The sequence below is a fragment of the Pseudomonas sp. 2848 genome, assembly GCF_003253945.1.
GTDB lineage: Bacteria > Pseudomonadota > Gammaproteobacteria > Pseudomonadales > Pseudomonadaceae > Aquipseudomonas.
In genome coordinates this window covers 16,502-36,419 of sequence record NZ_QKZD01000014.1, presented here as the reverse complement: position 1 = coordinate 36,419, position 19,918 = coordinate 16,502, and the positions used below count along the sequence as shown (strand labels likewise).

The window sequence follows — 19,918 nt, the reverse complement described above, 5'->3', positions numbered from 1 at the left end:
GAACGGTCATCGCCAGTGACGATCAGGTCATCGCGACTAGAAGCTGGCCATCGAACGGTGCAGGCAGGCACGCATGTAGGCCAGTTGCCACTCGAGGGCTTCGCGGGCCAGCTGGCAGTCCTGCTGGGTTTCCACCAGCCGGCGCAGCGCCAGGCAACTGGATTGCAGCAGGTGCGCCATGCGGATGCCGGACTGGCGCAGTTGCTCGAGCTCGTACTGGCCTTCGAAGCGGCGCAGCAGCTGGTCAAGCTTGGCATCGGCACAGTCGCGCAACAGGCAGTACTCGGCGAAGTCCAGCGCAGCGGGGCTGTCCAGCTTGTCGATCACGCTCTGGGGATTGACGGAGCGCACCAGCTCCAGGCGTTGCCTGCTCATCCATGATTCCTTGCGCGGCGTTGCGATCATGCACGCCGCCACGCTAAGGCCCGCACCACCCGAACGGCAACTGGCATAAATGCCAGTTGCCAGGTGTCAGCCAGCGTGGTTGAGGCTGCGCAGGGTCATCAGGCCGGCCAGTGGCCAGTCGCCCTCCAGCTCGGCCAAGCTGGCCGTGCTCAACGGTGCAGGTTGCTGGCCATGGCCGTGCTCAAGCTGACCAACCAGGTTGCCCACCAGGGGTTGGTGGCTGACCAGCAGGACATGCTCGAGCCCCAGGCGCTCGATCTCGCCGATCACCTGCTGCACGTCGCTCTCTGGCGTCAGCCACGGCACGGTACACACCGGCTCAGAAAAACCGAGGGCGCCGTGCACCAGGGCGGCGGTCTGCTGGGCACGCACATAGGGGCTGGCGATGATTGCCTGCAACGGCTGGCCCAACAGGTGCGCGGCACTGCGCAGCACCTGCTCGCGACCGTGCGCTGTCAGGCGCCGCTCGGCGTCGCTGTTGGCCCTTGGCTCGGCCTCGCCGTGACGCAGCACCCAGAGCTTCACAGCTTGGGCTCCTCGTCACGCACCGGGTGTGGCGCCGGGGCGACGGCGTGGGGCGCTTCGCCTTCCGGGGTGCGCGGGGTCGGCCAGTCGGCGAACGGCCAGGGTTTCTGGTCGCTATGGAAAGTGCCGAAACGGCCGATCTGTGCCAGGTACTGGCTCAGGCTGTCACCGAAGTTCATCAGGCTGGCGCTGGGCGCGCCGTAGATCAGGCGGTAGATCAGTTGCACCAGCACCAGGCCGCCAAGCAGCAGCTCGGCCAGTTGCCAGGCCACCAGGAACACCAGCATCCACAGCACGCGCAGGATGATCGACTCGCGCTGGGCGCGCTCCGGGGTATCGTTCATACGTTTCTCCCTCAGTTGAAACCGCTGGTGGAAATGAAATCGACATCGGTCTTCGGCTCGGCGCGCATCAGGTGCTCGATCACCTGGTTGAGCGTGCGGCCTTCGAACAGGATCGCGTGCAGCCCCGCCACCAGCGGCATGTATACGCCCACTTCCTGGGCCTTGGCCTTGAGCACCTTGAGGGTGTTGACGCCTTCGGCCACCTCGCCCAGGCGGCTGACCGCCTGCTCGAGGCTCAGGCCCTGGCCTAGCGCATGGCCGACCTGGTAGTTGCGGCTCTTGGGCGAGGAACAGGTGACGATCAGGTCGCCAACCCCGGCCAGGCCGAGGAAGGTCATGGGGTTGGCGCCCTGGCTCACGGCGAAGCGGGTCATCTCGGCCAGGGCCCGGGTAATCAGCATGCTCTTGGTGTTCTCGCCCATCCCCAGGGCCACGGCCATGCCGGCGATGATGGCATAGACGTTCTTCAACGCGCCGCCCAGTTCGACGCCGAAGCGATCGCTGCTGGCGTAGACACGGAACGTGCGGCCATGCAGCACGGCCTGCACCTGCTGGCACAGCGTTTCGTCCTCGCTGGCGACCACGGTGGCGGTCAACGCATGCTCGGCAATCTCGCGGGCCAGGTTGGGGCCTGACAGCACGCCGATGCGTGCCTGGGGGGCGATCTCTTCGAGGATCTGGCTCATCAGCTTGAAGGTGTTCGCCTCGATGCCCTTGGTCAGGCTGACCAGGCCCTTGCCACGCAGCAATTCGGCGTGGGGCGCCAGCACGCTGCGCAAGGCGCTGGAGGGCAAGGCGACGAAGATCAACGCGCTGCCCTGCAGGGTGGCGAGCAAGTCGTTGACCGGTTCGACGCCGTCATGCAGGCGGATGCCCTTGAGGTAACGCGGATTCTCGCGGTCGACGCGCATTGCCTCGGCTTGCGCCGGGTCGCGCATCCACTGCCGCACCGGATGGCCGTTCTGTGCCAAGAGGTTCGCCACGGCGGTGCCGAAGCTGCCGCCTCCAAGAACTGCAACAGGTTGCTGTTCAGTCATATCCAATCCGTTAACCAATAAAGTAAGTGGCGACGTGCGCATTATACGGCGCGCATGCGCCAGAGCCAGTGGCAGTACCCGCCCATTCGCAGGGCGGGCCTGTCATGGTGTCGCGGTCACTGGCAAAAGCCGCACGGTCGGTTAACATGCCTGATTCATTTCTGAAACAAGGCCGTTTCGTGTTCCCTGGCACGCCCCCGTACCCCCGCCTGCTGTTGCTGACTGCCCTGCTCGGCGGCCCGGCCGTGGCCGATGACCTGTTCATCGACAACCAGGATCTGCCGCAGGTTCTGACCGCCACGCGCCTGAAACAATCCCCGGCGGCGGTTCCGGGCAGCATGACCGTGCTCGACAACGAGCTGATCCGTGCCAGCGGTGCCCGCGACATCCCCGAGCTGCTGCGCCTGGTACCGGGCATGATGATCGGCTACGGCGCCGGCAACCAGCCGACGGTCAACTACCACGGCAGCAACGTCAGCGACGCCCGGCGCATGCAGGTGCTGATCGATGGCCGCTCGGTGTACCGCGCCGGCCTGGCCACGGTGGACTGGAGCGACATCCCCGTGGCCATCGAGGATATCGAGCGCATCGAGGTGTTCCGCGGCCCGAACACCGTCAGCTACGGCGCCAACGCGCTGATGGCGGTGGTCAACATCCTCACCCGCAACCCGGCCGACAGCCACGGCACGCGGGTCAAGCTGACCCGCGGCCAGGACGGCATCAACGATTACTACGCAAGCCAGGGCTTCGGCTGGGACAGCGGCGACCTGCGCCTGTCGCTCTCCGGCCAGCAGGACGACGGCTTCGACCAGGACCAGTTCGGCCGCGACTACCGCGACAGCCGCCGCGCCAATCGCATCAACATCAATGCCGTGCATACCCTGGCGCCTGACCAGACCCTGGAATGGCAACTGGCGGCCAAGGAAGGCAGCAACCAGCGCCCCTACACCTACCAGCCGGTGTTCGGCAACTACCGCGCTGGCGACAACGCCGATGTCAACGCCAAGGACTACGCCGGCTCCGTGCGCTGGAACCTCGACCTCAACCCCGAGCACAGCCTGTATGTGCAGGGCTCGGCGCAGCATTTCGACCGCCAGCAGGTGTGGCGCGCCTGCGATGCGGCAATTGCTTTCAGCCCCGAACTGACACGCCTGTGGCAGCTCGACCCGAACTTCGCCGAGAAGGTCGCGCGCAACCTGTACACCGGCAACCTGCCCAGCACCAGCGATCCCGTGCTCGGCTCGCTGATGGGCCAGGTGCAGAACCAGTGGGCCAGCGGTGGCCGCAACACGATCTGCGGCGACGTCGACCAGAGCACCCGCGAAACCCGCTATGACCTGGAAATCCAGGACACCCTGAGCCTCACCGACAGCCTGCGCCTGGTCAGCGGCATGAACTACCGCTACGACCGCGCCGATTCGCAGACCTATTTCAACGGCAGCATCGACGACCAGACCTGGCGCCTGTTCGGCCAGCTCGAATGGCGCGCCGACGAGCACTGGATCCTCCAGGGCGGCGCCATGTACGAACACTCGCAGCTGTCGGGCAACTCGCTGACCCCGCGCGTGGCGGTGAACTACCTGATCACCCCTCGCCATGGTTTGCGCGCGGTGTATTCCGAGGCCATTCGCTCGCCGGACATGTTCGAGAACAATGTCAACTGGAGCTACACGGTCAAGAATCTCTCGCCCAATCTGTACGGGCTGCAGAACGGCGAATATTTCGTCAAGACCCGCGGCCCCGGCAACCTCGACCAGGAACGCATGCGTTCGCGAGAACTCGGCTACAACGGCGCCTTCAGCGACATCGACCTGAACGTCGACGTGAAACTGTTCTACGACGAAATCACCGGCATGATCAGCGAGCCGTTGAAAAACAACCAGTTCATCGCCAGCAACGCCAACAAAGCCCGTTTCAGCGGCAGCGAGGCGCAGTTCGACTGGCGCGCCACCCAGCGCGACCGCCTGCGTCTAACCTATGCCTATGTCGACGCCTGGGCCAGCAACCCGGCCGATCGCCGCCTGAGTGCGCGCAACAGCGGCTCGGCCGGCTGGTTGCGCGACTGGGGCGAGGGCTGGTCCAGCGCCCTCTTCTATTACGGCGACGATGCCCTCAACCAGTACCGCTACGAGCGGGTCGACCTGCGCGTGGCCAAGCGCTTCAAGATCCACGGCAGCAACCTGGAACTGGCCGCGCTGTGGCAGCAGCGCCTGGATGACGAACCGGTCACCCTCGAGCAGAACCGCTATGACAGCCGCCACCGCCTGAGCGTCAGCGCGGAGCTGGAGTTCTGATGGTGCGCCTGCTGCGCCTGCTGCTGTTGTGCCTGTGGCCCTTGGGATCGCTGTCGGCCAGCGAGATCCTGCTGGTCGGCGGCGAAGACCAGCCCGGCATCCGCAGCTTCGTCGCAGCCCTGGAAAAGCGCAGGCCCCACGACCAGGTGCGGTTCCAGACCGTCGAACAGTTGCCTGGTCCGGGCAAGCTCAAGGCCGACACCCGCCTGGTGCTGCTCGACATCCCGGCCCTGGAATGGCGCCTGACGGAGGCAACCGGGCCATCGGCACTGGCGCTGCGCATCAGCCGGGTCCAGGCCGAACAACGCCTGGGCGTGTCGCGCCCCGCCTACCTCACCTTGCTGTGGAGCGACCCGCCCCTGGCCCGGCAACTGCGCCTGGCCCGCTACCTGCTACCGCAGGCGCGGCGCATCGGCGTGCTGTATGGCGAACACAGCCGCTTCCTGCTCGACGAGCTGCGCCAGGTCGCCCGCCCGCTGGGCCTGGAGATCGTCGCCCAGGACTGGCCCGACGTGCGCGACAGCCGCCCCTTGCAGCAGTTGCTGAACAACAGTGATGTGCTGCTGGGGCTGGACGACCCCGAGCTGTACAACTCCAAGTCGGCCAAGAACGTGCTGCTCAGCAGCTATGGCCGGCAGATGGCGCTGATCGGCCCGAACGTCGGCTTCGTCCGCGCCGGCGCCCTGGCCAGCACCTACAGCGACCAGGACGATTGGCTGGCGGTGCTCGAGCAGTTGCTCGACCAGCCACCGGCGCGCTGGCCGCGCAGCCTCTACCCCACGCACTTTGGTGTCAGCGGCAACCAGCAAGTGGCCCGCGCCCTGGGCCTGGAAGCGATCGACCCGGACGCCGCCGCCCTGGCCCTTGCCGAAGGAGCCCCCACCCCATGAGCAAGCGCCTGAGCTGGGACATCCACACCCGCACCCAGATCATCAGCCTGGGCCCCGCCCTGTTGCTGACCCTGCTGCTGATCAGCTTCTTTACCTTCGTACGCATCCAGGACTTGCGCCAGGAGCTTAACCACACCGGGCAACTGATCGCCAACCAGCTGGCACCGGCGTCCGAGTACGGGGTGATCTCGGGCAACAACGAGGTGCTCGAGAGCCTGATGCGCGCCACCTTGAGCATTCCCCACGTGCGCTTTCTCGAGGTGCAGGACAGCCGCAACCATATCCTGGTGTACGTCGAGCAGCCCGATGAAAGCCTCAGCCGCGCCCAGCGGGTCGAGGTGTTCCAGGCACCGATCCGCCTGCAGCAGATCCGCCTGGACAACGACTTCCTGCAAGGCAAGACCCCGCCGCCAAACATCGGCGACGACTACCTGGGGCGGGTGATCGTCGGCATGTCCGACGATGCCTTCAGCCAGCGCCAACAGGAGATCGTGATCAAGGCCGCAATCCTCGCATTGTTCGCCCTGCTCTTCACTTTCCTGCTCGCCCGGCGCCTGGCCACCAGCCTCTCCAGGCCGATCAGCGAAATGGGCCATGCGGTCCGCGCCATCCAGCAGGGCGACTTCAACGCGCCCCTGCCGGTGGTCGACGACAGCGAGCTGGGCCACCTGGCCCAGCACATCAACAACCTGGCCAGCGCTCTCGACCAGGCCGCTCATGAACAACAACAGGCCATGGGCCAACTGATCCAGGCTCGCGAAGAGGCCGAGCAGGCCAACCGCGCCAAGTCGGACTTCCTGGCGATGATGAGCCACGAGCTGCGCACCCCCATGAACGGTGTGCTGGGCATGCTGCAGTTGCTGGAAACCACCGAACTGACCGGCGAGCAGGCCGAATACACCGCGGTGGCCAGCGAATCCACAGGGCACCTGCTCAAGGTGATCAACGACATCCTCGATTTCTCGCGGATCGAACGCACCACCCTCGAGCTTGAGCACATCGATTTCAACCTCGGCGACCTGATCACCAGCAGCGTGCAGTCATTCCTGCACACCGCCCAGCAGCGCAACCTCGACCTTCGCCTGCAACTGGCCCCCGGCATGAACCAACTGCTGGTGGTGGGCGACCCGACGCGGATCCGCCAGATCCTGCTCAACCTGGTGGGCAACGCGCTGAAATTCACCGAGCGTGGCGAAGTGGCGATCGAGGCGCGCTGGCAAGTGCTCGACCGCCAGTTGATCTGGCTGACCTGCACCGTGCGCGACACCGGCATCGGCATCGACAGCAACCGCCTGGAGATGATGTTCGTGGCCTTCCAGCAGGCCGACAACACCATCTCCCGCCGCTACGGCGGCACCGGCCTGGGTCTGTCGATCGCCCGCACCCTGGCCGAACGCATGGGTGGCCAGCTGCGCGGCGAAAGCCGTGAAGGGCTGGGCTCGACCTTCACCCTGGAAATGCCGCTGGCACTGGCTGGCGCCGCTAACGCCCTGACCGGGGCCGCGCCAGCGCAGAGCCCTGCGGCTGAAGGCGGCGGGCGGATCCTGCTGGTGGAGGACAACCCGGTCAACCAGAGCGTCATCGAGGCCATGCTGCGCAGCCTGGGCTTCGAGGTCAGCCTGGCCATGGACGGCGCCCAGGCGATCGATCTGGTCGACCAGCAACGGTTCGCCGCGGTGCTGATGGATTGCCGCCTGCCCCAGGTGGACGGATACGAGGCTACCCGTCGCATCCGCCTGCTGCCCCACGGCGAAGGACTGCCAATCATCGCCCTGACCGCCAGCGCGCTGCAGGGCGACCGCGAACGCTGCCTGGCCGCCGGAATGAACGATTACCTGAGCAAGCCGTTCAAACGTACCGATCTGCAGCGCATCCTGCGCCGCTGGTTGCCCGGTCAGGCAGTTGCGACTGGCGATAAATGCTAAAGTGCGGCAGTCTTAAAGACTGGACAGGACCGCCCCAGGGCCGGAAAATAACATTTCAGTGCACACCTGTACTTCTTTTGCCAGGTGCGCTGTGACTTTCACCACAACGCAATAGTCTACCTGTAGGCTGCCGCCTCGAATGCAACGCGCTTCGGGCCGGCCGGGAAGATTCGTCCCCTGCCGCAGGGGGTTATTGAGGAGCTCGCATGACCAAACAACACGCCTTTACTCGGGAAGACCTGCTGCGCTGCAGTCGCGGTGAGCTGTTCGGACCCGGTAATGCGCAACTGCCCGCCCCGAACATGCTGATGGTCGATCGCATCACTCATATCAGCGAGGAAGGCGGCAAGTTCGGCAAAGGTGAATTGGTCGCCGAGCTGGATATCAATCCGGACCTGTGGTTCTTCGCCTGCCACTTCGAAGGCGACCCGGTGATGCCAGGCTGCCTGGGCCTCGATGCCATGTGGCAACTGGTCGGCTTCTTCCTCGGTTGGCAGGGCCTGCCGGGCCGTGGCCGTGCGCTGGGTTCGGGCGAAGTGAAATTCTTCGGCCAGGTACTACCCACCGCCAAGAAAGTCACCTACAACATTCACATCAAGCGCGTCCTCAAGGGCAAGCTGAACATGGCCATCGCCGATGGCTCGGTCAGCGTCGACGGGCGCGAGATCTACACCGCCGAAGGCCTGCGGGTCGGCGTGTTCACCTCCACTGACAATTTCTAAGGGTTATTCGCATGCGCCGCGTCGTTATCACTGGTCTGGGCATCGTTTCGTGCCTGGGCAATGACAAAGAGACCGTCACCGAAAACCTGCGCAACAGCCGTCCGGGTATCCGTTACAACCCGGAATATAAGGAAATGGGGCTGCGTAGCCAGGTTTCCGGTTCCATCGACCTGAACCTCGAAGAGCTGATCGACCGCAAGGTCTACCGCTTCGTCGGCCATGCCGCGGCCTACGCCTACCTGGCGATGCAGGACGCGATCAAGGATTCCGGCCTGAGCGAAGAGCAGATCTCCAGCCCGCGCACCGGCCTGGTTGCCGGCTCCGGCGGCGCTTCCACCCTGAACCAGATGGAAGCCCTGGACACCCTGCGCGAAAAAGGCGTCAAGCGCGTCGGCCCCTACCGTGTCACCCGCACCATGGGCAGCACCGTGTCGGCGTGCCTGGCCACCCCGTTCAAGATCAAGGGCATCAACTACTCGATCTCGTCGGCCTGCGCCACCTCCGCACACTGCATCGGCACCGCCATGGAGCAGATCCAGTGGGGCAAGCAGGACATCGTCTTCGCCGGCGGCGGTGAAGAGGAGCACTGGAGCCAGTCGTTCCTGTTCGATGCCATGGGTGCCTTGTCGACCAAGCGCAACGAAACCCCCGAGCTGGCCTCGCGCGCCTACGACGCCGACCGTGACGGTTTCGTCATCGCCGGCGGCGGCGGCATGGTCGTGGTCGAAGAACTCGAGCACGCCCTGGCCCGTGGCGCCAAGATCTACGCCGAGATCGTCGGCTACGGCGCAACTTCGGACGGCTACGACATGGTCGCCCCAAGCGGCGAAGGCGCAATCCGCTGCATGCAGCAGGCACTGTCCACCGTCGACACCCCGATCGACTACCTGAACACCCACGGCACCTCTACCCCGGTCGGCGACGTCGCCGAGATGAAGGGTGTGCGTGAAGTGTTCGGCGACAAGGCACCGAAGATCAGCTCGACCAAGAGCCTGTCCGGTCACTCGCTGGGCGCCGCAGGCGTGCACGAGGCGATCTACTGCCTGCTGATGATGGAAAACAACTTCATCGCCGGCTCGGCCAACATCGACGAGCTGGATCCGGAAGTCGCGGACCTGCCGATCGTGCGCAAGACCGAAGACGCCAAGCTCACCACCGTGATGAGCAACAGCTTCGGCTTCGGCGGCACCAACGCCACCCTGGTGCTCAAGCGCTGGGAAGGCAAGTGATCGGCTGACACGCTGAACGAGAACGCCCCGACTTAGGTCGGGGCGTTTTTGTTTGTGCCCCGCGGGGGGGCTTACACCGAGAAGCGCTGCACCAGGGTATTGAGGTCCACCGCCAGCCGCGACAGGGCCTGGCTCGCTGCAGACGTCTCCTCGGCCCCCGCCGACGACTGATGCGCCAGGTCGCGGATGGTGGTCAGGTTGCGGTCCACCTCGCGCGCCACCTGGGCCTGCTGCTCCGAGGCACTGGCAATCACCAGGTTGCGCTCGTTGATCTGGCCGATGGCCGCGGCGATCGCCTCCAGCGCCTGGCCTGCGGCATGGGCACCGTCGAGGGTCGAACGGGCCTGGGCATCGCTATGCTGCATGCCCTGCACGGCCCGCTCGGCACCGCTGCGGATGGCCACGATCATCTGCTCGATCTCCTGGGTCGAACTCTGCGTACGGTGGGCAAGCGCCCGCACCTCGTCGGCGACCACGGCGAACCCGCGCCCGGCCTCGCCGGCCCGCGCCGCCTCGATGGCCGCGTTGAGCGCCAGCAGGTTGGTCTGCTCGGCGATCGAGCCGATCACATCCAGCACCTTGCTGATGTCGTGTACCTGCTGGGCCAATTGTCCGACCTCCTCGGCATTGCCTGCCACGCCAGTGGCCAACGCCTCGATGGCGGTAACCGTGGCTCGCACCTGTTCGCGCCCGCGCCGAGCGATCTGGTCGGACTCGCGCGAGGCCTCGGAGGTGGCCACCGCGTTGCTCGCCACCTCCTCCACCGCCGCCGTCATCTGATTGACCGCCGTAGCGGCCTGCTCGATTTCCATGCTCTGTTGCTGCAGGCCACGGGTGGCATCCTCAGTGACCGCACTCAGCTCTTCGGAGGCCGAAGCCAGCTGGCTGGCCGAGTCGGAGATCCGCCCGATGGTCTCGCGCAAGCTCAGTTGCATACTCTTGAGCGCCGCCAGCAGGCGCGCCGGCTCGTCATCCCCCTGCACGGTGATCTGCGGGGTCAGGTCGCCGGTGGCAACCGTCTCGGCGACCTTCAGCGACTGGCCGAGCGGCCGCACGATGCTACGGGTCAAGGCCAGGGCGAGCACCACGGTGAGGCTCAGGGCGATCACCAGCAACACGCCGACCCATACCTTCGCGCCGTTGTACACGGCCTCGGCCAGGTCGGTGGCTGAGTTGGCCTGATGATTGTTCAGTTCGATCAGCTCGTTGAGGGTCGCCGTCATCTGGTCGGCCAACTGGTTCATCTCACCGTTGACCAGCGCCGCCGCTGCCTGGACATGCCCATCGGTTGCCAGTTGCACCACCTGCCCCTGCAAGGTCATGTATTGACGCTCGAGGCCCTGGTAGCGGTCGAACAACGTTCGCTCCTCAGGAAGCACGATCAAGGCATCGTAGTGACTCTGAGCCTTGCTCAGGCCACCCTTGACCTCGTCGATGCGGGCACGGTTCTGCTGCTGGGCGGCCGGGTCGGTGTTGACCAGCAGGCGCAGCGTCAGGGCGCGGATGCGCAGCATGTCCTGGGTCATACGGCCCACCGAGATCACGCTCGGCAACCAGTTGTTGTCGACCTGCTCGGACTGCTGGCGCATGTTGGTCATCTGTTGCAGCGCGAAGCCGCCCAGCGCCACTACCAGCAGCGCCATGATGCCAAAGCCAAGGCCGGCGCGCGGCGCGATATTCAAGCGTCTCAGGCTCATTTCCAGGATCCCTCCCAAGCGTGATATTCCGTTGCTTAAAAAAGGTATCGGGCCGCCTGGAAATTGCGTAAGACGAAAAGGCGATATCAAATCGCTATCTGCGCATGAAACTCGTTATTTCGCGCTTTTTGGCAGCAAATCGACAAAATTCCTGCGGCTCACCCGCTCTGCCACCGCTTCTGGCAACGCATCGAGGAAGGGATCGAAAGCGTGCATCTGTTCGCCGATGCTGCCGAAGCGCCCCACCACATCGGAACCGAGCATGAAGCGCTCGGGAAAGCGTTGGACCAACTCGACCCAGGCCTTGCGTGGCACGCCCTGCTCATCCAGCAGGTAGGGCTCGAGCACGCTCCAGGACAGGTCCACGTATAGGTTGGGATAATCCTCTAGCAATCGTGTGAGCACCGGCAGGAGAAAGTCCATGCGTTCCTGATGCCGGTGAATCTCCATGCTGCTGCCAGCATGAGCCCAGATGAAGCGGGTATGCGGATGGTTGCGCAACGGTTCTTCGATTTCCGCCAGGTACAGCGGGTTGCGCTCGCGCTTGGAGGTGATGTTCGAATGCAGCAGCACAGGGAGGTCGCGCTCGGCCGCGAGGTGGTAGACACGGGTCATGGCCTCGTTGTTGGCCCGCGGCGTATCGCCGCTGGTCAGGGCGGTGAGATCGTCATGACGGGTGAACACCTCGCCGATGCCCTGCCACAGCCCCGGATAAAGCTCGAGCATGCGCTCGATATGGTTGACCGCATTCTTGTCCACCGGGTTGAAGCCGGTAAGGAACGGATGAAAGCGCCTGCGCTGCTCGGCAGGCAGTTTCTCCAGCGCGGCGGCGACGTACAGGTCGGTGGCGCTGTACCAGTAGGCATCGGCATCATCGCCTGCGTAGTAGCGCGGGCGCTTGGGCTCGTCCTCGTGCCATTTCTTCGCCACCGGAATGCCGGAGATCATCGACTGTTCCACCCCGGCCTCGTCCATGGCCTTGAGCAAAGCCGGCATGCCCTCGGTTTCCTGGAAGAAATCCACGTAGTGCAGATGGGCGTCGCTGTAGCGGTAGTCGCGGGCTTGCGCAGTGTCGAGCAGGCTTGCGCTCAACAGCAGGCAGGCCAATGTGCGGGCAATCATCTCAGGCTCCTTTGCCGGTACCGCAAGAGTAGACCGGGCAGCGCGCGCGACGGTTCAGCCACGGACGGCAAAACGCTATGCTTGCAGGCATCCCTCAAGGAGTGTCGCCATGAGCAGCCCCCTGGTCATCCGCCCACGCGCCGAATCGGTCGAGGGCCAGCCGATCCTGCGTCCGCTGCCCTCGGCGCAGTGCCGCAGCGTAGGGCCTTTCGTGTTCTTCGACCATATGTTGGAAACCGACTATGCACCGGGTCATGGCATGGACATTCGCCAGCACCCGCATATTGGCCTTTCCACCCTCACCTACCTGTTCGAGGGTGAAATCCAGCACAAGGACAGCCTCGGCTCGGACCAGCGCGTGCGCCCGGGAGACGTCAGCTGGATGACCGCCGGAGCGGGCGTGGCGCATGTCGAGCGCACGCCGGCCGAGGTGTTCGAGCGCGGCTCGCGCCTGCATGGGCTGCAGGTCTGGCTGGCCTCGCCGAAGTCCGATGAGCAGGGCCCGGCAAGCTACAGCCATCATCCGGCCGACAGCCTGCCGGCCAGTGACAGCCTCGGCGTGCGGATCCGCATGATCGCCGGCACAGGTTTCTGCCTGGCCTCACCGGTACCGGTGCTCTCCCCTACGCTCTACGCTCATGTGCACATGCAGGCGGCCACCACCCTGATCGTGCCGACGGAACACGCACAGCGCGCACTGTATCTGCTCGAAGGCGAGTTGATGCTGGATGACGAGGAAGTCGAGCCATGCAGCCTGATCGTGCTGCCCGAGGGCGAAGAGGTGGTGCTGTATGCCGAGGAAGCGAGCCAGCTGGTGCTGATCGGCGGCGCGCCGCTGGATGGGCCGCGGCGGATGAACTGGAACTTCGTGGCCAGTGACCCGGAATTGATAGAGGCGGCACGGGCGCGCTGGGCAGCAGGGGATTGGCCGGCAGTGGCGGGAGAAAACGGGCGGATCGAACTGCCGCGCTGACGGGGGCCGCTTTGCGGCAGGCCCCTGAACTTTCAGCCTGCGAACACTTCCTTGAGCAAGTTATGCATCGAGCGGAAGGCCCGCTCCGAGGTGCGTCGGTCATACTGCATCTTGCCCGGCACATTGGCGTTCGAGTCGGTGAACGAGTGCACTGCCCCGCCATAGCTGAGCAACTGCCAGTCAACCTTGGCAGCATTCATCTCTTCTTCGAAGGCTGGCAACTGCTCCCGTGGCACCAGTGGATCGGAGGCACCATGCAGCACCAGCACCGAACCCTTGATGCGCTTGGCATCCTCGGGGTTCGGAGTATCCAGCGTGCCGTGGAACGACACCGCTGCCTTCAGATCGGCGCCGGTGCGGGCAAGCTCCAGGGCACAGCAGCCGCCGAAGCAGAAGCCGAAGGTGGCCACCTTGCCAGGCTCCAACAAGGCCTTCGATTGCCCCACCAACTGCGCCAGCGCTTCCTGCATGCGCTTGCGCAGTTCGGCGCGGTCGTTCTTCAGCGGCATCATCGCCGTACCGGCTTCGTCAGCATTGGACGGCCGCACCGACTGGCCATACAAGTCGGCAATCAGCACCACATAGCCTTGCTCGGCCACTTCCTTGGCGATACGTTCGGCGCCCTCGCCGATACCCATCCAGTTCGGCGCCATCACCAGGCCCGGCTGCGGCAGCGCGCCCGGGGCGTAGACCAGGCGGCTTTCGTAAGCCTTGCCTGACAGGTGATAGACCAACGACTCGACGATGACCTTGCTCATTCAGCTCTCCTTGGGCGTTCACGGGTCAGGACAGGATAGATGTATTCGTGGGAACGGCAGACATGAAAAAGCCCGCCGAAGCGGGCTTTTCTTGCCTCAGGTCAAGCCGACAGCTCGACCAGCAGCTTGTTCAGGCGACGCACGTAGGCCGCCGGATCCTTCAAGCTGTCACCGGCCGCCAGGGCCGCCTGGTCGAACAGGATGTGCGAAAGCTCGGCGAAGCGGTCTTCGCTCTGCTCGCCATCGAGCTTCTCGATCAGCGGGTGGCTCGGGTTGAACTCGAAGATCGGCTTGGACTCCGGCACCTTCTGCCCGCTGGCCTCGAGGATCTGGCGCATCTGCAGGCCCAGGTCCTGTTCGCCGATGGCGAGGATCGCCGGCGAGTCGGTCAGGCGGTGCGAGACACGCACCTCGGCAACGCTGTCACCCAGCGCGCCCTTGAGACGCTCGACCAGGCCTTCCTTGTCCTTGGCGACTTCTTCCTGGGCCTTCTTGTCCTCTTCGGAGTCCAGCTTGCCCAGGTCCAGGTCGCCGCGGGCGACGTCGACGAAGGCCTTTCCGTCGAACTCGTTGAGGTAGCTCATCAGCCACTCGTCGATGCGGTCGGTCAGCAGCAGCACTTCGATGCCTTTCTTGCGGAAGACTTCCAGGTGCGGGCTGTTCTTGACCTGAGCGTAGGATTCGCCGGTCAGGAAGTAGATCTTGTCCTGGCCTTCCTTGGCGCGGGCCAGGTAGTCGGCCAGGGCGACGCTCTGCTCGCCGCTGTCGTCATGGGTGGAGGCGAAGCGCAGCAGGCTGGCGATCTTCTCCTTGTTGGCGAAGTCTTCGGCCGGGCCTTCCTTCAACACCTGGCCGAAGTTCTTCCAGAAGCCCTTGTACTGCTCGGGCTCGTTCTTCGCCAGTTTCTCCAGCATGTCCAGCACGCGCTTGGTCAGCGCGGTCTTCATCGAGTCGATGATCGGGTCTTTCTGCAGGATCTCGCGGGAAACGTTCAGCGACAGGTCGTTGGAGTCGACCACGCCCTTGATGAAGCGCAGGTACAGCGGCAGGAATGACTCTGCCTGGTCCATGATGAACACGCGCTGCACGTACAGCTTCAGGCCGCGTGGCGCTTCGCGCTGGTACAGGTCGAACGGCGCGCGGGCCGGCACGTACAGCAGCGAGTTGTACTCCAGCTTGCCTTCGACCTTGTTGTGGCTCCAGGCCAGCGGGTTCTCGAAGTCATGGCCGATGTGCTTGTAGAACTCCTGGTACTCCTCGTCCTTCACCTCGGTGCGCGAACGGGTCCACAGGGCGCTGGCGCGGTTGACGGTTTCCCATTCCTGCGCCGGTTTTTCCTCGCCTTCGGCAGCCTCGGCCTGCTCCTTGGGCAGCTCGATCGGCAGGGCGATGTGGTCGGAGTACTTCTTGACCACGTTGCGCAGGCGCCAGCCATCGGCGAATTCATCCTCGCCCTTCTTCAGGTGCAGGACGATGCGGGTACCGCGCTGCGGCTTGTCGACGGTGGCGACTTCGAACTCGCCCTCGCCTTTCGACGACCAGTGCACGCCCTCGGCGGCCGGCAGGCCGGCGCGACGGCTGAACACGTCGACCTTGTCGGCGACGATGAACGCGGAGTAGAAGCCCACGCCGAACTGACCGATCAGGTGCGAGTCCTTTTTCTGGTCGCCAGTGAGGTTCTTCATGAAGTCGGCGGTGCCGGACTTGGCGATGGTACCCAGGTGCGCGATCACGTCTTCGCGGCTCATGCCGATGCCGTTGTCCTCGAGGGTCACGGTGTTGGCGGCCTTGTCGAAGCTGACGCGAATCTTCAGGTCGGCGTCGCCTTCGAGCAGCTCAGGCTTGGCCAGGGCCTCGAAGCGCAGCTTGTCGGCGGCGTCGGAGGCGTTGGAGATCAGCTCGCGGAGGAAGATCTCCTTGTTCGAATACAGGGAATGGATCATGAGGTGCAGCAGTTGCTTTACCTCGGTCTGAAAGCCCAGGGTTTCTTTTTGAGTCTCCACACTCATGGTCTTCAAAACTCCAATCTGTTGGTTGGTGACGCCTGGCGGCCAGCGGGCCGTTTTTGATGGCGGATGTCCAGCAGATGGGGGCAGCCCTGACTATTTCAAGGGCTTTTCGGGTTCAATCTTGAAATGCGCGCGCGCCGTGGCGATCGGGGTGTCGCGATCGCCCTGCCAAGCGGTAATGGCGACGTTGGTCACCCGCCGCCCCTGGCGCCACAGCTGGCACTGGGCGTAGGTATCGCGGTAAAGGCCGGCACGCAGGTAATCGATGGAGAAATCGATGATCTTCGGAATGCTCGCGCTTTCGCTGTAGATCAGCAGGTAGAGCGCCGCGGACAGCTCCATGAACCCGGCGATCACGCCGCCATGGATCGCCGGCAGCAACGGGTTGCCGATATTGTCCGGATTGGCCGGCAGACGGAACAGCAGGTCTTCGCCCTGGCGCTCGCATTCGATACCGATCAATCCGGCATAGGGGATCAACGCCAGCAAGGGCTGGTAATCACCCCGGGCGTGGGCCTGGTTCAGCTGTTGGCGGATATCGGTGGGGATCACGTGCGCCGCTCCTTGAGGCTGTTACCGAAGCGGATGCCGCCCTTGACGTCCTGCCCCAGGCGCATGAAGGTGCCGACCACCTGGCAGATCGGTTGCGAAGGGTCATCCTGGTAGGCCGTCCCCCGGGTGAAGATGACATCGCGGGTCACCCGGTAGCACTGGGCATGGCCATAGATGTCCTTGCCCGCCTCGGCCGGGTGCATGTAGTCGATGCGCAGGTCCAGAGTCGGGCACACTTCGAAGCTGGGCAGCGCGCAGAGCGTGGCCATGCCGCAGGTGGTGTCCATCAGCGTGGTCAGCACACCCCCATGCACCGCGCCATTCTGCGGATTGCCGACAATGGCCGGCGACCAGGGCAGCACCAGGGTCATGCCATCGGCGTCGGCATGCTGCACCCGCATCTGTAATACCTGGCAATGTTTCAATGCCGACAGAAAGCGCTCGGCCATCGCCATCAATGGAGTCTCGTTCATTGTCCGCCGCCGCATAAAATGGGTAAAAAGTCTATATAGGCTGGGCAGTTATATATCTGTAACCTGCGTTGAACTTATTCGCCAGGGGCGTACTCGAAGGAACATACAAAGTTATTCCACCCAGGAGAAACACCCCATGCGTAAACCTTTTGCTTTTGCTCTGATGCTGGCCGCTGCCATGGGCCTGGCTGCTTGCGATAAAGCGAGCGAAGACAAAGCCCAGGACGCACAGCAACATGCCGAGCAAGCCCAAGAGAAGATGGGCGAAGCTCAGGATAAGATGAACGACGCCGCCAAGGAAAACGCCGAAGCCGCCAAAGATCAGGCCGAAGCGCAGCAGAAGGCCGCCGAGGAAGCCGCGCCTTCCACTCCAGCGCCGGCCACTGCACCTGCCGAGCCTGCCAAGCAGTAATCTCGCTACATAAAAAAACCCGACACTGTCGGGTTTTTTTATGTCTGTCATTTAAAGCTGAAAGGCTTCAGCCGGCACTGTCGGAAGAGTCTCTACTCGCCTCTACCGGTGCACTTTCGGTGGGCGTGAACACCATCACTTCCAGTACATGGGAGTGGAACTCACGGCGATACAGGATGAACACCACGCCCACGCTCATGGCCATGAACAGCCAGGGGCTGATGAACCAGCTCAACATGGCCATGCCGAAGTAATACGAGCGCAACCCCAGGTTGAACTGGTTGGCGGCCAGCGACAGTACCCGCGCCGCCCGGGAGGCGAAAGCCTTGCGCTCGAGTTCGTTGACCTGGCGTTCGCCTATCATCGGCGCCGAGCCCACCAACACTGCGGCGAAGTTGTATTGACGCATGCACCAGCTGAAAGTGAAGAACGCATAGACGAACACCGTCGCCAGGCACAGCAGCTTGATTTCCGACATGCCTTGGGACGCCTGCTGCACCAGCGGCAGGTCGGCCAGCAGCGACAATGCGCGGTCGGACGCACCGAGCACGGTGAGGATGCCGGCAAGAATGATCAGGGTGCTGGAGGCGAAGAACGATGCGTTGCGCTCCAGGTTGCCTATCACGCTGGCATCAGCGATGCGGTTGTCGCGCAGCAGCATGCGGCGCATCCAATCCTCACGGTAAAGGTGCAACACGCTGGCCAGGCACGCAGTATCGCGCCCCTTCCAGGTGGCATAGCGGGTGTAGCCGCCCCAGCAGATGGCGAACCAGCAGACGGCCAGGAGGTTGCCCAGGTTGCTTTGGATGAAGGTCATGCAGGAATCCCTTTAAAGAGAAACAGACCGGTTTTCGACGCCCGGATTCGTTAAAAGACACGCCATCCAGTAAAAATCGTGGGGCAAGTCGCATCGGCGATAGCGTCGGTCCAGGCCACAAAAAACCCCGCGCCTTTCGGCAGCGGGGTTTCGATATCCACCTTTGACGGGGGCCCTTCGGCTTTTGGCCAGCGCCCCGTCCATCAGGCTTCAATCCATCAGGCCAGCGCCTCGCGCGGCTTGCCCAGCATGCGGTCGCAGACCACGGCGACAGCCAGGGTGACCACCGATGGCACCAGCCAGGCCATGCCTTCGTTGCTGAACGGCAGGTGAGCCAGGGCGTCAGGCAGTACGTGGGCGAAGCTGCTGCCCTTGATGGCGTCGACAACGCCGAACACCAGCGACACCAGCATGACCGGGGCCAGGATGCGGGTTGGGGAGTTCCACAGGTCCTTCACGAAGCTCAGGCCCACGACCACGATGCACGGCGGGTAGATCGCCGTCAGCACCGGGATCGAGAACATGATCAGCTTGGTCAGGCCCAGGTTGGAGATCACCAGCGAGAAACCAGCCAGGATCACCACCAGGGCACGGTACGACAGCGGCAGGATCTGGCTGAAGTATTCGGCACAGGCGCAGGTCAGCCCCACGGCGGTGACCAGGCAGGCCAGTGCGATCAGTACGGCCAGGAAACCACTGCCCAGCGACCCGAAGGTGTGCTGCACATAGGCATGCAATACCATCGCACCGTTGGTGGCATCGGCTGCGATGTCATGGCTGCCCGCACCGAGGCGGAACAGGCTGACATACACCAGGACCAGACCCAGGCCGGCAATCAGGCCCGCAATGATGGCATAGCGAGTGATCAGCTTCGGCGACTCGACGCCACGCGAACGGATGGCATTGACGATGACGATACCGAAGACCAGTGCCCCCAGCGTGTCCATGGTCAGGTAACCATCGGAGAAACCTTTGGAGAACGCGGCGGCGGCGTAGGCAGGCTGGGCCTCACCGATCGTGCCGGCCGGCAATGCGAACGCCGCGATGCCCAGCACAGCCAGGGCGATGATCTTCAAGGGCGCGAGGAAACGCCCCACGGTGTCGAGCAACTTGCCCGGGTACATCGACACGGCCAGGACCACGGCGAAGTACACCACGCTGTAGATGAGCAGTGCCAGCGGGCTTTCACCGGTCAGCGGCGCCACGCCTACTTCGAACGACACGGTCGCGGTGCGTGGGGTTGCGAACAGCGGGCCGACCGAGAGGTAGCACACCGCCGCCAGCAGGCCGCCGAAGAACTTGCCGATCGGGCTGCTCAGGGCGTCCATGCCGCCACCGACCTTGGCCAGGGCGATCACGGTGATGACCGGCAGGCCCACGGCGGTGACCAGGAAGCCGAGTGCGGCCATCCATACGTTCGGGCCAGACTGCAGGCCGACGATAGGCGGGAAGATGATGTTGCCGGCGCCTACGAAAAGCGCAAACGTCATAAAGCCAAGCGCCAGGATATCCTGGCCTTTTAACACTTTCATTTAAGGAAATACCACACTGCTGAAATCGGGAGTCGGAGGGGATTTCCCATAGGATGAAGGGAAATGCTGCCCGGCTTGGTGAGCCAGACCCGTTTAGCGTGTCGTTCCCTTTTGGGGTACGGGCACAGAGTGAACGCGTAGCCTACCTGTTTTGCCAGGCAAACGCACTGGCACAGTGCTGCTTGTCCGATGTGCGTATGTG

Annotated in this window: 19 protein-coding genes; 7 read left to right on the top strand and 12 right to left on the bottom strand. The window is 64.0% G+C overall.

Translation table 11 applies throughout. The features are described from left to right. Positions 1 to 36: 36 nt before the first annotated feature. From DFS21_RS23000 to DFS21_RS22985, 4 genes are all read right to left on the bottom strand, one after another. A complete protein-coding gene (locus DFS21_RS23000; protein WP_102684721.1) occupies positions 37 to 375 on the bottom strand; it encodes a hypothetical protein in 339 nt (112 codons plus the stop codon). Positions 376 to 471: 96 nt separating this feature from the next. Beyond that, positions 472 to 930 (bottom strand): phosphohistidine phosphatase SixA, encoded by a 459-nt coding sequence (gene sixA / locus DFS21_RS22995; RefSeq protein WP_111533206.1) that lies wholly within the window; start codon positions 928 to 930, stop codon positions 472 to 474. Beyond that, complete coding sequence (locus DFS21_RS22990; RefSeq protein ID WP_038706498.1) at positions 927 to 1,274, bottom strand: DUF4389 domain-containing protein; 348 nt, start codon at positions 1,272 to 1,274, stop codon at positions 927 to 929. The genes sixA and DFS21_RS22990 overlap by 4 nt, the downstream gene beginning before the upstream one ends. Before the next feature lie 11 nt (positions 1,275 to 1,285). Then, complete coding sequence (locus DFS21_RS22985; protein ID WP_110704435.1) at positions 1,286 to 2,311, bottom strand: NAD(P)H-dependent glycerol-3-phosphate dehydrogenase; 1,026 nt, start codon at positions 2,309 to 2,311, stop codon at positions 1,286 to 1,288. 146 nt (positions 2,312 to 2,457) lie between these two features. On the opposite strand from DFS21_RS22985, the gene DFS21_RS22980 reads away from it, so the two are divergent. The 5 genes from DFS21_RS22980 (at position 2,458) to fabB (ending at position 9,371) form a co-directional block, all read left to right on the top strand. Continuing rightward, positions 2,458 to 4,605 carry a TonB-dependent siderophore receptor gene (locus tag DFS21_RS22980; RefSeq protein WP_178082054.1) on the top strand — a complete coding sequence of 716 codons (2,148 nt, stop codon included), beginning with the start codon at positions 2,458 to 2,460 and terminating at the stop codon, positions 4,603 to 4,605. After that, positions 4,605 to 5,495, top strand: a complete 891-nt coding sequence (locus DFS21_RS22975; RefSeq protein WP_111533205.1) for an ABC transporter substrate-binding protein — start codon at positions 4,605 to 4,607, stop codon at positions 5,493 to 5,495. Before DFS21_RS22980 ends, DFS21_RS22975 begins: the two co-directional genes overlap by 1 nt. After that, complete coding sequence (locus DFS21_RS22970) at positions 5,492 to 7,420, top strand: response regulator (protein WP_110704439.1); 1,929 nt, start codon at positions 5,492 to 5,494, stop codon at positions 7,418 to 7,420. Before DFS21_RS22975 ends, DFS21_RS22970 begins: the two co-directional genes overlap by 4 nt. Before the next feature lie 206 nt (positions 7,421 to 7,626). Next, entirely contained in the window at positions 7,627 to 8,142 is a 516-nt protein-coding gene (gene fabA, locus DFS21_RS22965; protein WP_102684717.1) for a 3-hydroxyacyl-[acyl-carrier-protein] dehydratase FabA, read from the top strand. An 11-nt stretch (positions 8,143 to 8,153) separates the two neighbouring features. After that, entirely contained in the window at positions 8,154 to 9,371 is a 1,218-nt protein-coding gene (fabB, locus tag DFS21_RS22960) for a beta-ketoacyl-ACP synthase I (RefSeq protein WP_046854777.1), read from the top strand. A gap of 71 nt (positions 9,372 to 9,442) precedes the next feature. On the opposite strand, the gene DFS21_RS22955 is transcribed toward fabB, so the two are convergent. Together DFS21_RS22955 and DFS21_RS22950 are read right to left on the bottom strand one after the other, a co-directional pair. Further along, positions 9,443 to 11,068 (bottom strand): methyl-accepting chemotaxis protein, encoded by a 1,626-nt coding sequence (locus DFS21_RS22955; RefSeq protein WP_110704441.1) that lies wholly within the window; start codon positions 11,066 to 11,068, stop codon positions 9,443 to 9,445. Positions 11,069 to 11,182: 114 nt separating this feature from the next. Beyond that, entirely contained in the window at positions 11,183 to 12,190 is a 1,008-nt protein-coding gene (locus DFS21_RS22950) for an amidohydrolase family protein (RefSeq protein ID WP_111533204.1), read from the bottom strand. 109 nt (positions 12,191 to 12,299) lie between these two features. Between DFS21_RS22950 and DFS21_RS22945 the strand changes: the two genes are divergently transcribed. After that, complete coding sequence (locus tag DFS21_RS22945; protein ID WP_110704445.1) at positions 12,300 to 13,163, top strand: pirin family protein; 864 nt, start codon at positions 12,300 to 12,302, stop codon at positions 13,161 to 13,163. A gap of 32 nt (positions 13,164 to 13,195) precedes the next feature. Here DFS21_RS22945 and DFS21_RS22940 read toward each other — a convergent pair whose 3' ends face one another. From DFS21_RS22940 to DFS21_RS22925, 4 genes are all read right to left on the bottom strand, one after another. Continuing rightward, positions 13,196 to 13,921, bottom strand: a complete 726-nt coding sequence (locus DFS21_RS22940) for a dienelactone hydrolase family protein (protein ID WP_110704447.1) — start codon at positions 13,919 to 13,921, stop codon at positions 13,196 to 13,198. A 101-nt stretch (positions 13,922 to 14,022) separates the two neighbouring features. Continuing rightward, a complete protein-coding gene (gene htpG, locus DFS21_RS22935) occupies positions 14,023 to 15,930 on the bottom strand; it encodes a molecular chaperone HtpG (protein ID WP_102684712.1) in 1,908 nt (635 codons plus the stop codon). A 93-nt stretch (positions 15,931 to 16,023) separates the two neighbouring features. Next, on the bottom strand, positions 16,024 to 16,482 hold the full coding sequence (locus DFS21_RS22930; RefSeq protein ID WP_110704451.1) for a PaaI family thioesterase: 459 nt from the start codon (positions 16,480 to 16,482) through the stop codon (positions 16,024 to 16,026). Further along, positions 16,479 to 16,955 carry a PaaI family thioesterase gene (locus DFS21_RS22925; protein WP_111533203.1) on the bottom strand — a complete coding sequence of 159 codons (477 nt, stop codon included), beginning with the start codon at positions 16,953 to 16,955 and terminating at the stop codon, positions 16,479 to 16,481. The genes DFS21_RS22930 and DFS21_RS22925 overlap by 4 nt, the downstream gene beginning before the upstream one ends. Positions 16,956 to 17,091: 136 nt before the next feature. Here DFS21_RS22925 and DFS21_RS22920 point away from each other — a divergent pair, with 136 nt between their 5' ends. Further along, positions 17,092 to 17,367 carry a hypothetical protein gene (locus DFS21_RS22920; RefSeq protein ID WP_046854770.1) on the top strand — a complete coding sequence of 92 codons (276 nt, stop codon included), beginning with the start codon at positions 17,092 to 17,094 and terminating at the stop codon, positions 17,365 to 17,367. Between the two features lie 67 nt (positions 17,368 to 17,434). Here DFS21_RS22920 and DFS21_RS22915 read toward each other — a convergent pair whose 3' ends face one another. Both DFS21_RS22915 and brnQ read right to left on the bottom strand, forming a co-directional pair. Further along, positions 17,435 to 18,184, bottom strand: coding sequence for a DUF599 domain-containing protein (locus DFS21_RS22915; RefSeq protein WP_110704455.1), 750 nt, complete (start codon positions 18,182 to 18,184; stop codon positions 17,435 to 17,437). Between the two features lie 218 nt (positions 18,185 to 18,402). Beyond that, positions 18,403 to 19,716: a branched-chain amino acid transport system II carrier protein gene (gene brnQ, locus DFS21_RS22910; RefSeq protein ID WP_046854768.1), complete on the bottom strand. Its 1,314-nt coding sequence runs from the start codon at positions 19,714 to 19,716 to the stop codon at positions 18,403 to 18,405. Positions 19,717 to 19,918: the final 202 nt, after the last annotated feature.